The 18,826-nt window shown below is 71.2% G+C and carries 19 protein-coding genes; 8 read left to right on the plus strand and 11 right to left on the minus strand.

From position 1 onward, the window contains the following. Window positions 1–201: 201 nt before the first annotated feature. Window positions 202–498 carry an acyl-CoA dehydrogenase family protein gene (locus AB0J12_RS12920; RefSeq protein WP_363264573.1) on the plus strand — a complete coding sequence of 99 codons (297 nt, stop codon included), beginning with the start codon at window positions 202–204 and terminating at the stop codon, window positions 496–498. A gap of 118 nt (window positions 499–616) precedes the next feature. Next, window positions 617–1,870: a Glu/Leu/Phe/Val dehydrogenase dimerization domain-containing protein gene (locus tag AB0J12_RS12925; protein ID WP_363264325.1), complete on the plus strand. Its 1,254-nt coding sequence runs from the start codon at window positions 617–619 to the stop codon at window positions 1,868–1,870. 141 nt (window positions 1,871–2,011) lie between these two features. On the opposite strand, the gene AB0J12_RS12930 is transcribed toward AB0J12_RS12925, so the two are convergent. The 4 genes from AB0J12_RS12930 to AB0J12_RS12945 form a co-directional block, all read right to left on the minus strand. Further along, window positions 2,012–2,539: a DUF488 domain-containing protein gene (locus AB0J12_RS12930; RefSeq protein WP_363264326.1), complete on the minus strand. Its 528-nt coding sequence runs from the start codon at window positions 2,537–2,539 to the stop codon at window positions 2,012–2,014. A 423-nt stretch (window positions 2,540–2,962) separates the two neighbouring features. After that, on the minus strand, window positions 2,963–4,027 hold the full coding sequence (locus tag AB0J12_RS12935; RefSeq protein WP_363264327.1) for a hypothetical protein: 1,065 nt from the start codon (window positions 4,025–4,027) through the stop codon (window positions 2,963–2,965). A 73-nt stretch (window positions 4,028–4,100) separates the two neighbouring features. Continuing rightward, window positions 4,101–4,829, minus strand: coding sequence for an SDR family NAD(P)-dependent oxidoreductase (locus AB0J12_RS12940; protein ID WP_363264328.1), 729 nt, complete (start codon window positions 4,827–4,829; stop codon window positions 4,101–4,103). Next, complete coding sequence (locus tag AB0J12_RS12945; RefSeq protein WP_363264329.1) at window positions 4,826–5,698, minus strand: helix-turn-helix transcriptional regulator; 873 nt, start codon at window positions 5,696–5,698, stop codon at window positions 4,826–4,828. The genes AB0J12_RS12940 and AB0J12_RS12945 overlap by 4 nt, the downstream gene beginning before the upstream one ends. A 100-nt stretch (window positions 5,699–5,798) precedes the next feature. Here AB0J12_RS12945 and AB0J12_RS12950 point away from each other — a divergent pair, with 100 nt between their 5' ends. Both AB0J12_RS12950 and AB0J12_RS12955 read left to right on the plus strand, forming a co-directional pair. Further along, entirely contained in the window at window positions 5,799–6,029 is a 231-nt protein-coding gene (locus AB0J12_RS12950) for a cyclophilin-like fold protein (RefSeq protein ID WP_363264330.1), read from the plus strand. Window positions 6,030–6,170: 141 nt separating this feature from the next. Next, window positions 6,171–6,716, plus strand: coding sequence for an AAA family ATPase (locus AB0J12_RS12955; RefSeq protein ID WP_363264331.1), 546 nt, complete (start codon window positions 6,171–6,173; stop codon window positions 6,714–6,716). Window positions 6,717–7,193: 477 nt separating this feature from the next. Here AB0J12_RS12955 and AB0J12_RS12960 read toward each other — a convergent pair whose 3' ends face one another. Continuing rightward, the gene (locus tag AB0J12_RS12960; RefSeq protein ID WP_363264332.1) at window positions 7,194–7,820 is read right to left on the minus strand and encodes a TetR/AcrR family transcriptional regulator; all 627 of its coding nucleotides are present in this window, start codon (window positions 7,818–7,820) and stop codon (window positions 7,194–7,196) included. Between the two features lie 110 nt (window positions 7,821–7,930). Between AB0J12_RS12960 and AB0J12_RS12965 the strand changes: the two genes are divergently transcribed. After that, window positions 7,931–8,581 carry a hypothetical protein gene (locus AB0J12_RS12965; RefSeq protein ID WP_363264333.1) on the plus strand — a complete coding sequence of 217 codons (651 nt, stop codon included), beginning with the start codon at window positions 7,931–7,933 and terminating at the stop codon, window positions 8,579–8,581. A gap of 53 nt (window positions 8,582–8,634) precedes the next feature. On the opposite strand, the gene AB0J12_RS12970 is transcribed toward AB0J12_RS12965, so the two are convergent. Together AB0J12_RS12970 and AB0J12_RS12975 are read right to left on the minus strand one after the other, a co-directional pair. Next, on the minus strand, window positions 8,635–9,192 hold the full coding sequence (locus AB0J12_RS12970; RefSeq protein WP_363264334.1) for a hypothetical protein: 558 nt from the start codon (window positions 9,190–9,192) through the stop codon (window positions 8,635–8,637). Between the two features lie 216 nt (window positions 9,193–9,408). Further along, window positions 9,409–10,611, minus strand: coding sequence for an erythromycin esterase family protein (locus tag AB0J12_RS12975; protein ID WP_363264335.1), 1,203 nt, complete (start codon window positions 10,609–10,611; stop codon window positions 9,409–9,411). 58 nt (window positions 10,612–10,669) lie between these two features. On the opposite strand from AB0J12_RS12975, the gene AB0J12_RS12980 reads away from it, so the two are divergent. Continuing rightward, window positions 10,670–11,407: a TioE family transcriptional regulator gene (locus AB0J12_RS12980; RefSeq protein WP_363264336.1), complete on the plus strand. Its 738-nt coding sequence runs from the start codon at window positions 10,670–10,672 to the stop codon at window positions 11,405–11,407. Between the two features lie 29 nt (window positions 11,408–11,436). Here AB0J12_RS12980 and AB0J12_RS12985 read toward each other — a convergent pair whose 3' ends face one another. Together AB0J12_RS12985 and AB0J12_RS12990 are read right to left on the minus strand one after the other, a co-directional pair. Next, window positions 11,437–12,051, minus strand: a complete 615-nt coding sequence (locus AB0J12_RS12985; protein ID WP_363264337.1) for a dihydrofolate reductase family protein — start codon at window positions 12,049–12,051, stop codon at window positions 11,437–11,439. Window positions 12,052–12,137: 86 nt separating this feature from the next. Beyond that, window positions 12,138–13,070, minus strand: a complete 933-nt coding sequence (locus AB0J12_RS12990; RefSeq protein ID WP_363264338.1) for a LysR family transcriptional regulator — start codon at window positions 13,068–13,070, stop codon at window positions 12,138–12,140. 71 nt (window positions 13,071–13,141) lie between these two features. Between AB0J12_RS12990 and AB0J12_RS12995 the strand changes: the two genes are divergently transcribed. Next, window positions 13,142–14,029 carry an SDR family NAD(P)-dependent oxidoreductase gene (locus tag AB0J12_RS12995; RefSeq protein ID WP_363264339.1) on the plus strand — a complete coding sequence of 296 codons (888 nt, stop codon included), beginning with the start codon at window positions 13,142–13,144 and terminating at the stop codon, window positions 14,027–14,029. 187 nt (window positions 14,030–14,216) lie between these two features. On the opposite strand, the gene AB0J12_RS13000 is transcribed toward AB0J12_RS12995, so the two are convergent. Beyond that, complete coding sequence (locus tag AB0J12_RS13000) at window positions 14,217–15,296, minus strand: acyl-CoA desaturase (RefSeq protein WP_363264340.1); 1,080 nt, start codon at window positions 15,294–15,296, stop codon at window positions 14,217–14,219. A gap of 217 nt (window positions 15,297–15,513) precedes the next feature. Here AB0J12_RS13000 and AB0J12_RS13005 point away from each other — a divergent pair, with 217 nt between their 5' ends. Beyond that, window positions 15,514–15,891 (plus strand): VOC family protein, encoded by a 378-nt coding sequence (locus AB0J12_RS13005; RefSeq protein ID WP_363264341.1) that lies wholly within the window; start codon window positions 15,514–15,516, stop codon window positions 15,889–15,891. Between the two features lie 26 nt (window positions 15,892–15,917). Here the strand turns inward: AB0J12_RS13005 and AB0J12_RS13010 are convergent, their stop codons facing one another. Continuing rightward, window positions 15,918–18,623, minus strand: coding sequence for an ABC transporter substrate-binding protein (locus AB0J12_RS13010; RefSeq protein ID WP_363264342.1), 2,706 nt, complete (start codon window positions 18,621–18,623; stop codon window positions 15,918–15,920). Window positions 18,624–18,826 lie beyond the last annotated feature (203 nt).

Here is an 18,826-nt window from a genome sequence, read left to right on the forward strand (position 1 = left end):
TGACTGGTGATTCAGTAAGAGGTATCCCTTTGAGACCCTCGAGATCTTGAGACCTTGAGATGCTGAGACGTCCCCCCTTACTCGTGTCTGGAGAGGTCATGTCAGAGCTGCCCACCGAACTGCTCCCACTGACCCGGGAACAGCGGGACATCATCGATCTCGGCCACTACCGACCCCGGCGCGGGCTCCGACGCCGCCTCCATCACCTCCACGGCCACCCGCACCGCCGGCGGATACCACCTGAACGGCCAGAAGGCCTGGATCTCCAACGCGGGGGAGGCGGAGCGCTACGTCGTCTTCGCGAAGACCGACCCGGCGCAGCGCTCCCGCGGCGTGACCGCGTTCCTGCTGCGCAAGGGCACGGACGGGATGGAGTTCGACGAACCGATGCGGAAGATGGGCCAGCGCGCCATCGTCTGCCGGGAGATCTTCCTGAACGACGTCTCCGTACCCGAGGAGGGCCGGCTGGGGAGGAGGGGCGTGGCTTCCCTGGCCTGATGCGCACCTTTGACATCGGCGCACGCGCAGACACACCCGACGCACTCGCAGACGCACTGCGTCAAGCCCTGACCACCCCGGTCCCACCCTCATCACCGTCCCCCCAGGAGCCCTCGCGATGACCACGCCCCCCACCACCTCGCCGTCCGCAGCCGGAGACACGGCGGGCGGACCGCAGCGGCCGGGGCCGGACGCGCCCGCCCCACTCGTCTCGCTCACCTGGACCGACCATGTCACCGGCCGCCAGGGGTTCCTCGTCATCGACCGCCTGGTGCGCGGCGTCTCCAGCGGCGGCCTGCGCATGCGCCCCGGCTGCACCCTGACGGAGGTCACGGGCCTGGCCCGTGGCATGACGATGAAGGAGGCGCTGCACTACAACCCGCAGGGCTGCTACATCCCGCTCGGCGGCGCCAAGGGCGGCATCGACTGCGACCCGCGCGACCCCGCCGCCTACGCCGTCCTGGTCCGCTACCTGCGCGCCGTACGCCCCTACATCGAGCATTTCTGGGCCACCGGCGAGGACCTCGGCCTCACCCAGGACCTCGTCGACCGTGCCGCCTGTGACGCCGGGCTGGTCTCCTCCATCCAGGCCGTCTACCCCCTCCTCGACGACGAGGACGCCGCCCGCAAGCGGCTCGCCGACGCCTTCGCCATCGACGTCGACGGCATCGGCCTGGACGAACTGGTGGGCGGCTGCGGGGTCGCCGAATCGGTGCTCACCGCGCTGGACCGCGCCGGCGTCCCGCACCGGGGAACCCGGGTGGCGGTGCAGGGCCTGGGCACCATGGGCGGGGCCACCGCCCGCTTCCTGGCCCGCGCCGGACTGCGGGTCGTCGCGGTCGCCGACATCAAGGGCACCATCGCCAATCCGGACGGCCTCGACGTCGAGGAGTTGCTCGCCGCCCGCGACGGCCACGGCAGCGTGGACCGCGCCGCGCTGCGCCCCGAGGACCGCGAACTTCCGGCCGGCGCCTGGCTGACCACCGACGCCGAGGTGCTGGTGCCGGCCGCCGTCTCCCACGCCGTGGACACCACCAACCAGGCCGGCATCACCGCCCGCTGGATCGTCGAGGCCGCCAACATGCCGGTGCTGCCCGAGGCGGAGGCGCTGCTGGCCGAGCGGGGCATCACCGTGCTCCCGGACGTCGCCGTCAACTCCGGCACCAACGCCTGGTGGTGGTGGACGCTGTTCGGTGACATCGGTGCCGACGCGGACGAGGCGTTCGCCCACACCCGGCGCTCGATGCGCGCCCTGGTCGACCGGCTCCTGGCCCGTGCCGAATCCGAAGGCTGCACGCCCCGTGCCGCCGCGCACGCCCTGGCCGCCGACCGGCTGCCGGTCATCGCCGAGCGCTTCGGAGTCTTCCGATGACGGCCGCGGACATCGAGCCGGCCACCCGCTCCGGTGGGCTCGCCCCGCTCTCCGACCTGGCCCGCCCCACGCCGAGTGCCGCCACGGCCGAGCAGTGAGCGCGGTGCGACCGGACCCGCCCGTGCCGCCCCGAGTTACTCGTCACCGGGGCGGCGGGTAGACCAGGTGCCCGTCGCGGACCTGCACGTGCTCGTTCAGTACGGCCGGCTTCGCCGTCGTACGGGACATGATGTGCACCACCTGCGCGCCGGCGACGATCAGGGCGTCGGTGATGAGTCGCCGGTGGCAGCGCCAGGGCACCGCCTCGCTGCACATGATCGCCGGCCGTTCGTCCTCGGCCAGCCGGAGGAGTTCGTCGAGGCCCGCCGCGAACTCCTCACCGGCCATGTAGTCGGCGTAGTCGCGAAAGGCCTTGACCTGCCACGCGCCGTTCTCGCTCGGCACACCCTTGGGGGTGTGCCGGCGGCCGCCGAGCGAGCGGATCCAGCGGTATGCGATGCCGGACGGCAGGGACTCCTCGATCGCGGTCCGGTTCCACTGCGGGTACGTCCGGGACGACGGGAACGAACAGACGTCGACCAGGCAGGTGACGTCATGGGCCCGCAGCATCTCCATCACCTCGTCGAAGCCGCGCGTCGAATGCCCGACGGTACAGATTTGGTTGGTCATCCGGCCGCCACACCTTCGTCAGCGATCCTCGTGTCCTGACCTGACACAGGTACCCCATCGACCGGTGCCGCGAAGACCAGAGGATGCAGCGGCCGGGGGATGCGGATGCGTGCCGCGTCGGGTCCGGGGACGCGCGACCCTTGTCAGCGAACGTGGGTCCTCCCTCCGCCCTGCCGCCGGCCTGGGCCGAGACCCGCTTGACCGCGATCGGCCCGGGTACCGCACTCCGTGGAGACACACGCCGTACGAGCAAGGAGGCTGAATCGAGGCGGCCCCGGCCACGGCGGCGGACCTGGGCGACTGAGGCATGATGAGACCACCAGGTAATGGGGGGACTCGAGTGGCTTACGAGTTGCAGGCAGTGATCGCGCAGGACGACGCGCGTGTGCGCGTACGATGCCCACCGCCAAGCCCGGAGGGCAGTCACCCGGCGATGGTCGTGAGCCCCGCGATGCCGAGGGCGTACAGCACCAGGACCGCGAGACTGTCGATGCCCATCCGCAGGTACTGGCGCCGGGGCCTGAAGATCAGCCCGGCGATGTACACCGTGGTCAGCACGATGCCGAGGGCGGTGAGATAGATGTCGGTGTGGTGCGCGCCGGGCAGGACCGGCTTGCCCGAGATGACCGTGGCCAGCAGGAACAGCACCGGCAGGAAGGCGTTGCCGCCGAAGATGTCGCTGACGGCCAGCTGGTAGTCGCCCAGCCTCGTGGAGGTCAGCCCGGTACTGACCTCGGGTAGCGAGGTCGCCACAGCCAGCACCGTGGCGCCGAACAGAATGCCGCCGAGCCCCTGCCGGGCGAAGAACTCCTCCCCACTGCGCTCGATCACGACACCGGCCACCAGCGTCGCCACCGCCGCGCCCCCGAACACCAGGGCCGCACGAGCCGTACCGACACCCTGGTCGGTGGCCGCCTTCTCCTTCTTGCCCTTGGAATGGCCGCGCGGCTCCGGCTGGGCCCCCGGCGCGTCGCCGCCCTCCCGCCACGGCAGTCCCTTGCCCGCGCGGTCCAGCAGCACCAGGCCGATCACCCACAGCGCCGCGATCACCAGCGGCGCGGGTCCGAGCCGGGCGAAGGACAGATGACCCGGCAACTGGGTGCCCATGACCACGACCGCAAGTATCGCCACCACCAGCGCGCCCTCCAGGACGAGAACCAGACTGGCGGCCAGGCGGGTGAGCGGCGCGCGCGGCCGGACTCCGGCGGCGTCCAGGACCACCAGCACGACGGTCTGCACCGCGATGCCGCCCAGGATGTTGCCCACCGCCACATCGAGCTGCCCGGCCATGGCGGCGCTGGCCGTGATGGCGATCTCAGGGAGGTTCGTGGCGATGGCCAGCAGGATCAACCCGCCCAGGGCGCTGCCCAGATGCAGCCGTTCGGCCAGCACGTCGGTGGTGTCGGACAGCTTGACGCCTGCGTACCAGATCACCGCCGCGCTCCCGAGGAACAGCACCAGCAGCACAGGTGAACTCAAAGATCCCATGGCTCGCGTGGTACCCCGAGTGGCCGTGCGCAGACCCCGGAAGGCTGCCGCACAGCCGCTGCCGCCGCCGAGATCAGCCGAGTTCCGTGCCTGTCTCCTCGACCAGGGCCCGCAGGAGACGGTCCTGGAAGCCCACGTCGTGGACGGCGCGATGCGGCTGCCGGCGCTCACGGTGGTACCAGTATCCGCCGCTGGTCAGGGCCTCGGGTTCGTCGCTGACGGCGAGCCACTCCTGGGTCCGGTGGCCCAGCTCGAGATCGTCGGGGGCGCTCGGTCCGCCCATCTTCGTCGGCACCCAGCCCGGATCCACGGCGTTGCTCAGCACCCCGGGGCGCAGCCGGGCCACCGCGGCCATGAGCGTCGTGACGTACAGCTTGCTGTCGGCGTACGAGCCCGCGCTGCGGCCCTGCCAGTCGACTCGGGCCGTCGAGTCGCGCCCGCCGAAGTGTGAGCCGCTGCTGAGGTACACCAGGCGGCGCGGCCCCCGCAGCAGGGCCGTGAGCAGGTACGGCGCGATGATGTTGACCGGCATCACGGCCGGACCGCTCCACACGCCGGCGTTGTGGATGACTGCGTCGAAGGGTGGCGCGTCGTTCAGCTCGGCGGCCGACCGCCGTACGGCGTCACGCTCGGTGAAGTCGCACACCATCAGGCCCGCCCCGTGATCGACCAGCGCCCGAAGCCCCGCCGCCCGCGCCGGGTTCCGGGCGTGCACCACGACCTCGTGCCCGGCGGACAGAAGGGCGTCCGCGGCGGCACGACCGAGACCGTCCGCGGAACCGGTCACCAGGATCCGGCTCACGACCGCACCGCCTCCGACGTGGCGGCCAGGGAGGCCAGCAGACGCAGGCCCTCCTCGGAGGCGGATCCCGGCTCGGCGGTGTAGATCGTGAGGGTCAGCCCGGGCTCGGCGGCCATCTCCAGCCCCTCGAAGGCGAGCGTGAGGTCTCCGACGGCCGGATGGTGGAACCGCTTGATGCCCGTGCCGTGGTGCCGCACATTGTGCGCGCCCCAGCGGACGCGGAACTCCGCGCTGCGGGTGGACAGCTCCCCGACGAGGTCGTGCAGGTCCTTGTCGTGGGGGTTCCGGCCGGCCTCCGTGCGCAGGATGGCCACGGCCATGTCGGCGAACAACTCCCAGTCGGGGTAGAAGCGCCGGGAGGCGGGGTCCAGGAAGTTGAAACGGGCCAGGTTCTGCTGGTTGTCCGCGTTCGCGAGGAGGTCGGAGTAGAAGGCGCGGGCGAGCCGGTTCGCCGCGAGCAGGTCCGTCCGGCCGTTGCGGACGAAGGCGGGACCGGCGGTGATGGCGTCCAGGGTCCATTGCAGGCTGCGGTGCGGGGTCCACTGCCGTTCGGTGCGGCGGCGCCGGGGGCGGGTGAGGACGTCGGAGCCGTCGGCGGCCTGGGCCAGATGGAGGAGGTGGGCGCGTTCGGCGTCGTCCAGCTGGAGGGCGCGGGCGACGGCTTCGAGGACGGAGGGGGAGACACCGGCGAGGTTGCCCCGCTCGAGTTTCGCGTAGTACTCGACGCTCATGTCGGCCAGCGCCGCGACCTCGCTGCGGCGCAGCCCGGGGACACGCCGCCTGCTCCCGGACGGCAGCCCGGCCTGCTCGGGGGTGATCTTCGCTCGCCGCGAGGTGAGGAACTCGCGGACCTCGTCACGATTGTCCACACCTCGACCGTAAGCCCTGCGCGCCGCCGGAGGGGTGTACCAGCGGTACACCCCTCACCAGTGACTCGCTGCCCGCGCGGAAGGCCGGTCACCTGGAGGCGTGGCGCTCACCGGCCGCGGCTGGGCGTACGGCCTTCATACGGCGCGGACCGCCTTCCGGCACGGCAGCTCTGCCGCACGGGACCTCGCCGAGCTGCTTCCGCTCACACTCGACCTGGAGGATGTCCACCGCACCGAACGCATCGGCTACCCGCCGCGCGAGCTGGACACCTCCGGCGCACCCGAGGCGGCCAAACCCCGTGTCGGTGACCTCGCTTACTACTCCCCGTGAGGCAACCTGGCCTTCAATTACGGCGACTTCGGGGCCTCCCCGGGCCTGGTTCTCCTCGGCCACTTGACCGACAGCGACGACAACGATCGGCTCGCCATGGCAGAACGCGTCGGCATCGAAGCGGCCTGAGAAGCCGGTAGCGTGGCTGCCGTGAAGGTGGGCACCGAAGAGTCCCGGTTGGTCGTGCTGCGCGGCAACAGTGCGTCCGGGAAGTCGTCCGTCGCGGCCGGCCTGCGCGAGCGGTTCGGCCGCGGGCTTGCCTTGGTCGGGCAGGACAACTTGCGCCGCGTCGTGCTGCGCGAACGCGATCGGCCGGGAGCCGCGAACATCGGCCTGATCGAACTGACCGCCCGTTACGCGCTGGACGCGGGATTCCATGTGGTGGTGGAGGGCATTCTGTACGCCGACCACTACGGCGGCATGCTCGCCCGCTTGTGCGCCGACCACCGTGGAAGCACCCACGCCTACTACCTGGACGTCCCGTTCGCCGAAACGCTGGCCCGGCACGCGACCAAGCCACTGGCGAACGAGTTCGGCGAGACCGAGTTGCGTACCTGGTATCGGGAGAGGGATCTACTGCCCGGCGGCATCGAGACCGTCATCGGCGCCGAGAGCACGCTCACCGCGACGATCGAGCACATCATGCGCGACACCGGCCTGGCCCACCTTCCGCCCGCGGATCGCTGACCCGGACGCCTTCGAGACGCTGTCGGGGCGCAGCGCAGGTCGCATCCGCCGTCCCACAGCCAGCCGTGAGCCCGCGGCCGTACCTCACCTCAGCAGGCTCGCCCACTCCGCCAGGCGAGCGAAGTCGTCCCGGGTCAGTCCCGTCCTGGGATCGACATGGTGCAGGAGCGCCGGACCACGGTGGTGGGCACCCCGGCTTCCCCTGTCACATCTCGACGCAGCAGCGCGGGCGGTTTTGCCGCGCGCACCCTCCAGGGAACTGTGAATTCGCCCCTCCAACCGCTCGTAGAGGCCGGAGCGGCCCAAGGCGTGCCGCGTCCTCATCCGAGCAGCATAGAGTGCACGCGCCGTCGGGACCGTCCGAATTCCGGCCGCCACCGCGCCGATCAGCGCGAGTCGACCACAACTCGCCCCTGACGCAGTGCGCGAAGCCTGCCCGAGATGCATGGACGTCGGCTCTCGGTCACCCGCCGCAGTTCACGAGAGCGCCGTGAAGCCGGTGCAGAGCAGGCGGATGCTCCGTGCGAACTTCTCGTCCGGGTCCAGGCGGGGGATCAGGGGGCCCATCACCAGCGGGAACTGCGCGCACAGGTCGGCGTAGAGCTCGGCGGTCACGTCCGGCGGTGCCGTCGGCTGGTTCTGCTCCTGGAGCACGAATCCGGTGACGTGGCTGAGCAGGGTGTCGGCAGCGATGCCGCAGTGGCCGGCGGGCAGGCCTGCGTCGAGGAGGGTGCGCAGCAGGCGTTCCATCAGGGAGAGCGCGCCGGGGCTGAGCATGCCGGGGCTCTCGGCGAGGAGTTGGGCGCCTCCTCGATGCTCCTTGATGCTCAGGCGCAGGGCGGTGGCCTGGGCTTCGACGCGGTCCTGCCAGGCGGCGGTGGGCGGGAGGGCGGCGAGAGCGGCGGTTGCGGCGTCGTACGCCTGGCGGCAGACCCGGTCGGCCATCAGGGCGAGCAGCTCCTCCTTGCCGCGCACGTGGTAGTACAGGCTGCCCGCGTGGGCGTCCAGGCGGTCGGCGACCTGGCGCATGGACAGGTTTTGGTAGCCGACCTCGGCGAAGACGGCCATCCCCGCATCGACGATGCGCTCCCTGGTGAGCTTCATGCGTCCCACCGTACAACGCTTTCCAACACCGTTCGAAAACCGTGCTAGCTTTGCGCCATCAGATTTTCGAACGGTGTTGGAAACACCGCGAACGGGGGAAGGGCCAGACAATGGGGGCGATCGTCTTCAACGTGACCACGGCCGCGCTGATGGTCATGATGCTCAACTGCGGGCTGGGCGTCGTCGGGCGCGACACCTTGCGCGGACGGCCGCTGCCGTGGGCGGCGATCGCCCTGACCGCGCTCGCCGTCGTCGGCGTGGCGCTCCAACTGGCCTGGTCCGGCGCCATGGACGCGCTGGACGCGGACCCCGCCAGGTCGGGGTGGTGGCGCGAGTTCACCTCGGTCTTCATGCAGAACGGCGGCCTCTTCGGCGGTCTGTGGAACCTCGTCACCCTCGCCGCCGTCGCCGCACTCGCCCAGTGGTACTGGGGCGGCCCGCTCACTCTCGCCTTCTTCCTCGCCGGCATCCTGCTCCCGGGCCGCATCGACACGCTGCTCGGCTTCGGTGACGGACCCAGCACCGATCCCCGCAACTTCGCCGGCAGTTCCGGGGCCACCTACTTCCTCGGTGCCACCCTTGCGCTCGCCTTCCTCACCAGCACCCGCCTGCCCAAGGAGATCGCCCTGGCGATCGGCGTCCCGCTCCTCGGCCTCGGCATGTGGCTCGCCCAGGACAACGGCCACGGGCTGGTGTCCGTCTACGGGTTCGTCCTCGCGGCGATGGTGTGGGCCGTCCGCCGCCGGGCCCGCCGGTTCTGACCCGCAGCACTCCGCGACCGCCCGGGCTGTTCATGCACGCCCGACGGACATCATCAACGGCCGTACCTGCGACGCTTCTTCGCGTCCATCTCCTCGTTGGAGCGGCGTCGCAGCCCGGCGTAGAGCAGCGTCGCGGTGGTCACGCCGAACAGGGCACCGGTCGCCGACAGGCTCAGGGTGTCGAGGGTGCGGTCGTCCGTGGCCTCGATCCATGGGTCGAGACCACCGAGCGGGTCCTTGAACAAGACGACGTGTTGCCGGGGCTTGAACTGACCGCGGCAGTTGTCCACGTCGTCAAGGTCTTCGACCGCGCCCGAGGTGTCGACCACGCGGCAGAGGTACAGCTCGGTGCCCTTGCTGTTGACATGCTTGGCGGTGTCGACCACCAGCGCGTCGGCCTTGTCGCCGAACTGCTTGCCGTACGCCTCCTGCAGGGTGGGCCCCGAGAAGATCCCGAGTGCCATGGTGGTGGCGGTGGCGAGGACCGCGGCGCCCGCCCGGTTCCACACGCCGCCGGCCATGATGGCGGCCGCGGCGGCCGCGGCCAGGGTGAGGACGATGCCCAGCCAGACCCACAGGTAGAGGCCGATGACCGCGCTGAGGACCGTCACCAGCGGAACCATGACAGCCCGCACCAGAGTGCAGGATGCGGGGAGGGGACGGGGGAGCGGCTGCCCCATGACCGGTTCCGGTAGCCCCGTCCGCCGGGGCCGTCTCGATCGTACCCACGCAGGATCCCCCTCCTCACGCCTGACTGACATTAGCCGGCAAACCCTACGTGACGGTCGTGTGGCGCCGGCGGCCTGCCGGCCCGTCCCGCACCGGACCTAGCTCTGCGGTATGTCCTTGACGAACATCAGGCCGTCGATGTCGGCCAGGTGGGCCGGGTCGAGCGGGGCGTAGCCGAACCACGGGGAGGTGCGGTGCGGGGGTGCGGTGTCACGGAGGGCGATCGCCAGCCGCGGGGCGTCGATGACGTAGCGGTCCTCGGGGAGTGCGTACAGGAGCCCTTCGACGGTGTCCGGCGGGGGTGTGCCGACTCCGTGGTGCCGGATCGTGCCGAGCGCCGTGGCCACGAAGGCGTAATCCTCGCGGAGTCGCGCGCTCACCAGCGCGCCGGCGCTCCACCACTCCACCGGCCCCTCCCACATCTGCATCGTGCTCTTCGGCCGCTGGAGATGGCTGTTGTGGGCGTGGACGAGCACCGGGCCGCGTTCGGCCAGGGCGAGGAGGTTGTGGGCCATCATCTGATCGCGCGCGCTCACCAGCCGGGTCATGCGGGCCGGTGAGGTGTCGGCCATCCAGTGGTGGTAGCGCAGCAGGCCGGTCGCGGTACGCCCGTACAGGCGGGCCCGGTCCCATTCGTCCGGGGAGGCCGCCGCCATCAGGTGCGGCGTGTGCTCGTCCAGCAGCGCCACCAGATCGCCCGCGATCAGCCGCAGCTCACCGGCCTCGGCCGACTGCCCGACGGACTGCGCCGGGTCCATCATCCCGGCGGGGTTCGTCCACCGGTCGTCGGCGCCGAGCAGGCGGTCGAGTGTGTGCGCGGTGCACGGCAGGAGTGCCGCGTCGACGTGGGCCGAGAGGTAGTCGTGTAGGGCGGTGAGGGCCCGGCGGGGGCTCGCGGCGGCGGTGATCTCCAGGGGGCCGTCGAACCCTGCGAAGTGCAGCCGGTCGGAGGCCGGGCGGCCGTCGTTGTAGTCGCGCATCCAGCGCACCAGGTCACGGTTGGCCGCATGGGCGCCCCAGCCGTGACTGAACCCGTGCTCCATGACCTCGTCGAGCGTCCCCGTGCCCGAGGTGACGTAGGCATTCACGGCCAGGCCCATGAGGCAGTCGCTCTCGATCGCGATCGTGCGGTAGCCCTCCTGCTCGACGAGCTGCCGGAAGACCTCGTTGCGCAGGTCCAGCAGAGTCTCCTCACCGTGGGTGGGCTCGCCCAGGGCGAGCAGGCGGGGGCGTGCGGGCAGGAGCCTCATGAGAGCGGCAGCTTCGACGGTGTGGGTGATGTCCCCGATGTCAGTAGCCATGCCCTCAACGCTATCGTTGAACCTTCGATGCAAACCTTGTCGCGATACCGTCGGCTCCATGGGGCGAAACCTTCAAAGCGGCGAGAAACTCCGGCCGGTCGATCTGGCGCGCGGCCACGGTCTGTCCACGCAGGCGGTCAGAAACTACGAGGAGGCCGGCATCCTCCCGGCCGCCGCTCGCACACCCCACGGCTACCGCACCTACACCCCGCTGCACGCGGCAGCCCTCCGCGCCTTTCTCGCCCTTGTGCCCGCCCACGGCCATCGGACGGCGACGGCGATCATGCGGGCCGTGCATCATGGCGCAGCCGATGAGGCGTTCCGGCTGATCGATGAGAGCCACGCCCAACTCCTCGCCGACCGGCAGACCCTCAAAGCGGTGGAAAGCGCCCTGCGCGACCTCGCTCCGAGTCCCCCAACGGTGCCCGAGCCCGCCACGACGCCCCGGCCGGGCGGCACGTTCATCGGGCCGCTGGCGCGGCAGCTCGGGATCCGGCCCGCGACGCTGCGCAAATGGGAGCGCGCCGGGCTGGTACATCCCCGCCGCGATCCGCTCACCGGGTACCGCGTCTACGACGACGCCGACGTACGGGATGCCCGCCTGGCCCACCAACTCCGGCGCGGCGGGTACCTGTTGGAGCAGATCGCTTCGGTGATCGCGCAGGTGCGTTCGGCCGGCGGGCTGGAGCCGCTCCAGGGCACCCTGCGCGACTGGCACGATCGTCTGTCCGTCCGCGGTCGGGCGATGCTGGCCGGGGCGGCAGAGCTGGAGGCGTACCTGCGTCAGCGCGGTTGAGACGCTGCGCGCGGGCGGCGACGCGGTCGTCAGAGGACGTCGTAGAGCAGGTGTGTGGCCGTCGAGGTGGAGGTCACACTCCGCTGCACCAGCGTGCGCGGTGCTGTTCCGGTGAACAGCGGTGTCCCGGAGCCGAGCACGACGGGCGCGAGGTGCAGGCTCAGCACGTCGACCAGCCCGGCGTCGAACGCCGTGCCGACCGTGGTGCCGCCGCCCATGATGATCACGTCGAGGTCCTTTCCGACGGCGGCCGATGCCGCCTCGGCGCGCTCGCGGGCGGCGGCCAGGGCGTCGGCCATACCGGTGGTGACGAACGTCCAGTCGAAGTCGGTGAGCCGTACCGATTCCGGCGGCGAGCCCGTCACGACGACGAACGCGGGTTTGGCGGCCTCGCCGGCGCCGTAACCGGTCGTGTCGTCCCAGCCGTTGGGCCCGTCGACCAGGTCGAACAGACGGCGGCCGAGGACGACGGCGCCCGAGCGGGCGGTCGCCTCGTGCAGGAGCCGGCGGTCGTCGGGATCGTCGGAGAAGGCCCAGGTGTGCAGGGCCTCGCCGCCGGTGCCCAGACCTTTGTCCTGGCTCGGGTCGGGCCCGGTGACGAAGCCGTCGAGCGAGATCGAGATGTCAGCGATGATGCGGGTCATACCGGAGCAGACCCCGTACGCCGCCGAAAGTCATCGCTCCCGCGGGAGAAGGCGTGCCGGATGCGGTCGCGCCGGGGGAACGGGCGTCAAGAGGGCGGCGCAGGTGTTTCGGCGTCGAGGGCCGCTGCACGGAGCGCCGCTGCGACCCGGACGCTCGGGTCGGTCGGGGGGTGGAGAAGCCGGGCGAGGAGCAGGCGCCGCTGCTCCTGGGGGCCACCGCGCACGGGCAGGACACGGACGCCCGGCGGTACGGCGGACACGAGGACGGCGGGGACGGTGGTCAAGCCGCAGCCGGCGGCGACGAGCTGGAGTTTGGCGAGCCAGTCGCGGGCGGTGTGGGCGATCTCGGGCCGTTCCTCCAGGCCCGGCCACACGCCCATCAGCCGGTCTTCTCCCGAGGAGGGCCCGGTGATCCAGCGCTGCCCGCGCAGATCGGCCACGTCGACATAGGCACCGCGCGCCAGTGGGTGGGCCGCGGGCACCGCCAGGCGGAGAGGCCGCTCGGCGAGCGTCTGCAGCGCGAGCGGGGGTGACTCGGTGTCCGGCGGTCGGAACGGTGGCGCCGAGGCGAGCAGGGCGAGGTCGAGGCTGCCGGCCCGCAGGGCGCGCACCAGTGCCGGGGTGGTGCCCTCGCGGCCGACGACGTGCAGGCCGGGATCCGTGCGGCGCAGCGCGGCGAGGGCGCGCGGGATCAGGACGGCGCCAGCGCTGGGAAACCACCCCAGACGGACCGTGCCGGCCTGTCCGGGCAGGCCGGACAGCTCACGGGCCGTCGCCTCGATCTCGTCGAGCACGGTCGTCGCACGGCGCATGACGACGTGGCCGGCCGCGGTGAGCCGTACACCGTCGCGTCGCCGCTCCAGCAGCTGGGCGCCCGCGGCCCGTTCGATCGCGGCGATCTGCCGGGACACCGCCGACTGGGTGTAACCCAGTGACGCGGCGGCCGCGGTGAAGGTCCCCTGCTCGGCCACCGCCCGGAAGACGCGCAGCGCGGTGAGTGACACATCGGTGAAGTCCATGACGTTTGCGCATACTAGCCGTGCGGAACTTTCGTTGGACTCATGGGTGCCGGGTTCCTAGCGTGGCCTGCATGAACGCTTCTCGCATCGCCCTGGTCACGGGCGCCAACCAGGGTCTCGGCCGCGCTCTCGTCGAGGGGCTTGCGGCCCGCATGAACGCGGACGACCTGGTCCTGCTCACCGGCCGCAATCCGCAGCGCGTCACCGACGCCGTCCGTGAGGTCCGCCGGCTGCCCGGCACACGCGCCCGCGTCGAGGGACAGGTCCTCGATGTCACGGACACCGACGCGATCACCCGCCTCGCCGAGGACCTGCGGACCCGGCACGCGGGGGTGGACGTGGTCGTCTCCAACGCGGTCGCCCGCGTCCTGCCAGGAGACTCGCAGGCCGAGCGGGCCGACGAGTTCATCGACGTCTCGAACACCGCCACGCACGCGATTCTGCGCTCCTTCGGCCCCGTCCTGCGTCCGGGCGGCCGGCTGCTCGTCGTGGCCAGCAGTCTGGGCACCCTGGGCCACCTCGATCCGCGACTGCATGAGCTGTTCGACGGAGCGAGCCTGGAGCAGGTCGAGTACGCCGTGGAGTCATGGCGCAGCGCCATTCATCGCAAGACGGCGCAGGAAGCGGGCTGGCCGGTCTGGCTGAACGTGCCGTCCAAGGTGGCTCAGGTCGCCGCCGTCCGCGCCGTGGCCGCGCAGCGTCGTGAGGGCGACCTCGCCGTCGGGACTCTGATCGCGTCCGTGTGCCCGGGCATGGTCGACACCGCCACCTCGCGTCCCTGGTTCAGCGACTACAGCCAGGCACAGCCGCCGGCCGAGGCCGCGTCGGCCGTGCTCGACCTGGTCTTCGCCGAGGGAGTCGATCCGGCGCTGTACGGCGAGCTGGTCCGCTTCGGCGCGGCGCTGGACTGGCACGGTGGCACACCGCTGGTGGAGCAGGACCGGATGGTCACGCCCTGACGGGAACGAAGAACATCCGCGGGTGAGGGAAATCCGTTTGCATATATCTGCGCAGCCGGGGCAGCGGCGTATGCAGACGTGCTCGGGGGAGTTGGTCCCCCCCTCCAGCCCCGGGCACTCCGCGGTCCCGCCACCGATTCCCCCCGACGGTGGCGGGACCGCCTCACCCCTGCCTCGGGGAGCGGTGTCAGGCGGCCCCTCGGCGCTGCTGCCTGATGGGCTCACCCACCCGGTGCAGGTGGGTGAGGGCCTCCCGGTACGACTGGATCAGGCCGGTCTCGTGATAGGGGACGCCGATCTCTGCGCAGTGGGCGCGCACGACGAACTGCGCACGACGCAGATGGAGCGTGGGCATGCTGGGGAACAGGTGATGCTCGATCTGGTAGTTGAGCCCGCCGAGCAGCACGTCGGTCAGCCGGCTACCGCGCACGTTGCGTGAGGTGAGCACCTGGCGGCGCAGGAAGTCGGGCCGCTCATCGCCGCGGAACGTGGGCATGCCCTTGTGGTTCGGTGCGAAGGTGCAGCCGAGATAGACGCCGAAGAGACACTGGTGCACGGCGAGGAACGCCACCGCCTTGCCGGGGGAGAGCACCAGGAACAGCGCGGACAGATAGGCCGCGAGGTGGAGCATCAGCAGCGTCGCCTCCAGCGTCCGGTGCTTCAGGCCCGGCGAACGCAGCGCCCGCAGGCTCGCCACATGCAGGTTGAAGCCCTCCAGCGTCAGCAACGGGAAGAACAGCCCGGCCTGATGACCACCGATGAGACGGGCCAGCCCCCGGCTGCCACGGGCCTGGTCCGTTGACCACACCAGAATGTCCGGGGCGACGTCCGGGTCGAGTTCCTCGTGGTTGGGGTTGGCGTGGTGGCGGGTGTGCTTGTTCATCCACCAGCCGTAGCTCATGCCGATCCCGAGATTGCCGAAGAGGCGGCCCCACATCTCGCTCGGCCGGCGTCGCCGGAACACCTGACGGTGCGCCAGATCATGTGCCAGGAGGGCGATCTGCCCGAACATCAGCGCCAGGAAGGCGGCCGTCGCCATCTGCCACCACGTGTCTTCGAGCGCGACGAAGGCTCCCCATCCGCCCGCCGTCAGCGCGATCACCAGACTGAGCCGCGCCGCGTAGTAGCCGGGACGGCGTCTCATCAGTCCCGCCTCGGTGATACGACGCGACAGCCGGGCGAAGTCACTGCCGGCTCCGGAGTCGGACGGACGAGGTCGCGCTGCGGGCACGGTGGCCGCGACGGCGGCCTGCGGGGAAAACGTCATGCCACCGAGTCTCTCGGCGTCCGACCAGCCGAAACAGCCAGCCAGTCACCGTCTCGGAGAGGGGGTTTCCCCCAGGGCGGCGTGGGTGCTGTCACCAGGTCACGGGTGACCCGAGACCCTCCAGGGCCTTCAGCGTGGCCTCGACCTCCTCGATCAGCGCGACGGGGGCGGTCAATGTGTGATGGTCCCTTTTTTGGGGCATGGCTACGCTGTCCCGATGATCGCCAAGTTGCAATGTGTGGTCCTGGACTGTGCCGACGTCCTCGAGCTGTCCGGTTTCTATCAGGGGCTGCTCGGCGGCGTGGTGAACCAACCGGATCCACGGTGGTCGCTCGACGACGGCTGGGCAACGCTCCATTCCGACAGCGGGTTCGTGTTCGCGTTCCAGAGGGTGGCAGACCACCGGCCGCCGCAGTGGCCGGATCCTGCTCGGCCCCAGCAGTTCCACCTCGACCTGGAGGTCGAGGACCTCGACCAGGCCCAGGAAGAGGTGATCGCAAGGGGAGCCACACTGCTCGATGCGGGTGACGGAAAGCGGAGTTGGCGCATCTTCGCCGATCCCGCCGGCCACCCGTTCTGTCTCGTCCGGCACTGATCGGTGAGCATGGGGCTCGTCACCGTTCATGGCGCGCACGGCGGGCCCTCCGTGCGGCTTGACCGGTTCTCGTCGTAGGCACCGCAGACCAGTACCGCCTTCGGCTCGTCGCCGAGTTGGCGCAGGATCACCAGTGTCTTGTCGACGGGCGGTGCGTTGCCGCCCTGGCCGTAGGAGACCTCCCCCGTCGCGCCGTTGAAGTGGACACCGCCACTGAGCGCGACCAGTACCGAGCTTCGCTTGATCTCCTTGTCGCGCAGCCACGCCTGGGCCACCGCCTGCGACAGGACGTGGAAGGCGTCGTAGGACACCGCGGAGTGGCCGTCCTGCCGCCACGGGTCGATGCCGCGTGCACCGGCCCGTACGAAGTCGTCGTAGGCCGACACGAACAGGCGTGTCCTGTCGCTGGCGTACTCGCTGGTGACCGGCAGCCGGTGCGCCGAGTAGTACAGGCGCAGCCAGTTCTTGTTGGCGAAGGCGCCGGTCTGCGCCACGTTGGTCAGCTCGTTCCCGCCGAGCACGGTGATGGGACGGTCGATGCAGGTGCCGCGGGTGTCCATGGCGGTGATGAACGCGGCGAAGTCCTTGGCACGAGCCGACCAGTACACGACCGACTCCGGCTGCTCGGCGAGCGCCTGGCAGAGCTGCTCGGCGAGTACGTCGGCGCTGGACAGGTTGGGCGCGCCGCCCGGCGGCTGCGGGTCGAAGTCGCCGTCCTGGTTGAAGTTGAAGATCCGTGTGGTGCCGGGGAAGGCCGCCACGAACCGGCCGGCGAGACTGCGGCTGTACAGGTCGGCGGAGGCCTCGATGACGATGGCCTGCCGGGCGGGGGAGCAGCCGTCGCCGTCGTCGGGCCGGGCGATGATGTTGGCGCTGTGTGCGAAGTCCGCCTCGATACGGGCTTCGCGGCCGTTGTCCGGCGTGAAGGGCCAGTAGGTGACGCTCGCCGCTCCGTCCAGCATCTCGTTCGCCGTGGCCGTGGTGCCGACGGTCGGGATCCGGCCCTCGCCGAGCACCTGGAGGGCGGCCCGCGTCTCGTCGCGACTCTGGGCGTACGCGAGAACACCGACCACCTTCCTGTAATCCTCCGCCTTGCTTTCGGCGTCGGCCTCGGCGACCAGCTTCCGCGCCTCCGGCACGGCGTTGCGGTACCCCTCTCCCGTGGGGCGCACGTCGACGCGCAGCGGCACGAGGTTCTGGTCGGAGGAGGCGTCGGAGTTCAGCTTCTGCTGCCACATGGCGATCCCGCGCAGTTCCGGGATCGTGCCGTCGAACCGCGTCTCGTCCTCGGTGCGTGGCCGGCTCGAGACGAACGCGACGACGGTGCGCACTCTGCGGCCCTGTCGGGCGTAGCCCTCGGCGCGCTTGTTCTGCGCGGTGATCGCCTGGAGCGCGGCGTCGTACCAGCCCTCGGGGTCCAGCGGGACGGGGCTGGTGCGGGCCGCCGTGGCCACGGACTCGCTGCCGCCGAGACAGGTGCGGTCACCGCCGTCGCGGATGCGCTCCGCGGTGATGCCGCCCGCGATGAGGGCGAGGGCGGCCGTGGCGGCGAGGAGGGAGGCCGTGGTGCGCCAGCTGGTGCGGAAGGGGCGGTGCGGTTCGACGTGGGCGACGGGCAGGCCGGGGCCGGTCAGGGCGGGCTCGCGGAACACGACCGTGACGGGGCCGCCGTCCTGTGCCCCGAGCGCGCTCGCGGCTTGCGAGAGGGTGCACTCGCGTGGCTGCAGCTCGGCGAGCAGTTCGGGGGACGGCTTGCCCACCGCGACGACGAGCGGTCCCGGGCGCGGGGCGGTGGCCTGCAGCTGGTGCAGGGCGCGCAGGAAGCGCTCGGCGCGGCGGGCGCCCTCCGAGCCGGGCGGTGGCACCTCGACGAGCAGCACGGGCCGTGTGGTGCGGCGGCGCCGCTTGGGCAGGTACCTGCCGATCTTCGGAGTGGCCAGGTCTTCGAGGAGCGCCCGCAGCAGGATCCTCTCCAGGGCCTGCAGGGCCTCCTCGTGGCGCGGCTCGCCGGGTGTGCCGCGCAGCCGGGGGCCCTGCATGGTGGCGACGTGGGCCATCGCCCGGTACAGGTCCCTGCGGCCCCCGGCATCCGGCATGCCGCCGAACCAGCGCCGCATCACCTTCCGCGAGATCCAGCGGGACCAGGCCCAGCGCGGGAGATAGCAGGTGAAGGACAGCCAGAAGACCCTGACCAGCCAGCCCTTCAGGTCGGCACCGTCGGGGGAGAGGCTGGTGGAGGCAGGCCGCGGCAGGTGCCCCAGCAGGCCACGGCGCTCGGCCTGCTGCCGGTCGCAGGCGTGCCGGCGCAGCTCGTCGGCGAGCCCGCCGACCGGCTGCCGGGGATGGTCCAGGACATGGGTGACGAGCGACCGCACCACGTCGAAGTGCGGGTACCGGTCGGGCGTCATGTGGCGCGGGGCGCCGTCCGCCAGTGCCAGACCGGCCGCCTCGGTGAGCAGCACTGGCTCGTCGGCGGCATGGACCAGCGCGTACGGGACGAGCTTGCCCCGGTCGTCGAGGGGCCTGCGTAACGCCTCCAGGATGCGCGCGGTGCCGTCCTCGTACACGCTGCCCTCGGCGTCGACCCGGAAGACGAACAGGGGCGGCCGGGTGGTCAGCCGGGCGGGGTCGGAGGGCCCGATGGTGGTCGGGTACTCACTTACGAAGGCGTCCGCCCTCGCGTTGTCCGGGTCGGGAAAGAGCTCGTCGGAGTCAGTCCGGAATGGCGTCATGCGCACGGCCCCCGTTGCCAACTGCTGTCGCCGTCATAGCAGGGGGGACAGGTTACGCGCCCAACAGGACTGGTAACAACGGGTGTTCACAGGATGCTCGAACTGTAACAACGGTTGCCCGCGCGAGCAGGTGCCTTCCTCCGGTCACCGGGCTGCGTCTGTCGGCCCCGGAGCGAGGACGCCGAGCGCACGCCTTGCGGGAG

Origin of the sequence: Streptomyces sp. NPDC049915 (genome assembly GCF_040656475.1) — a bacterium.
Classification (GTDB): domain Bacteria; phylum Actinomycetota; class Actinomycetes; order Streptomycetales; family Streptomycetaceae; genus Streptomyces.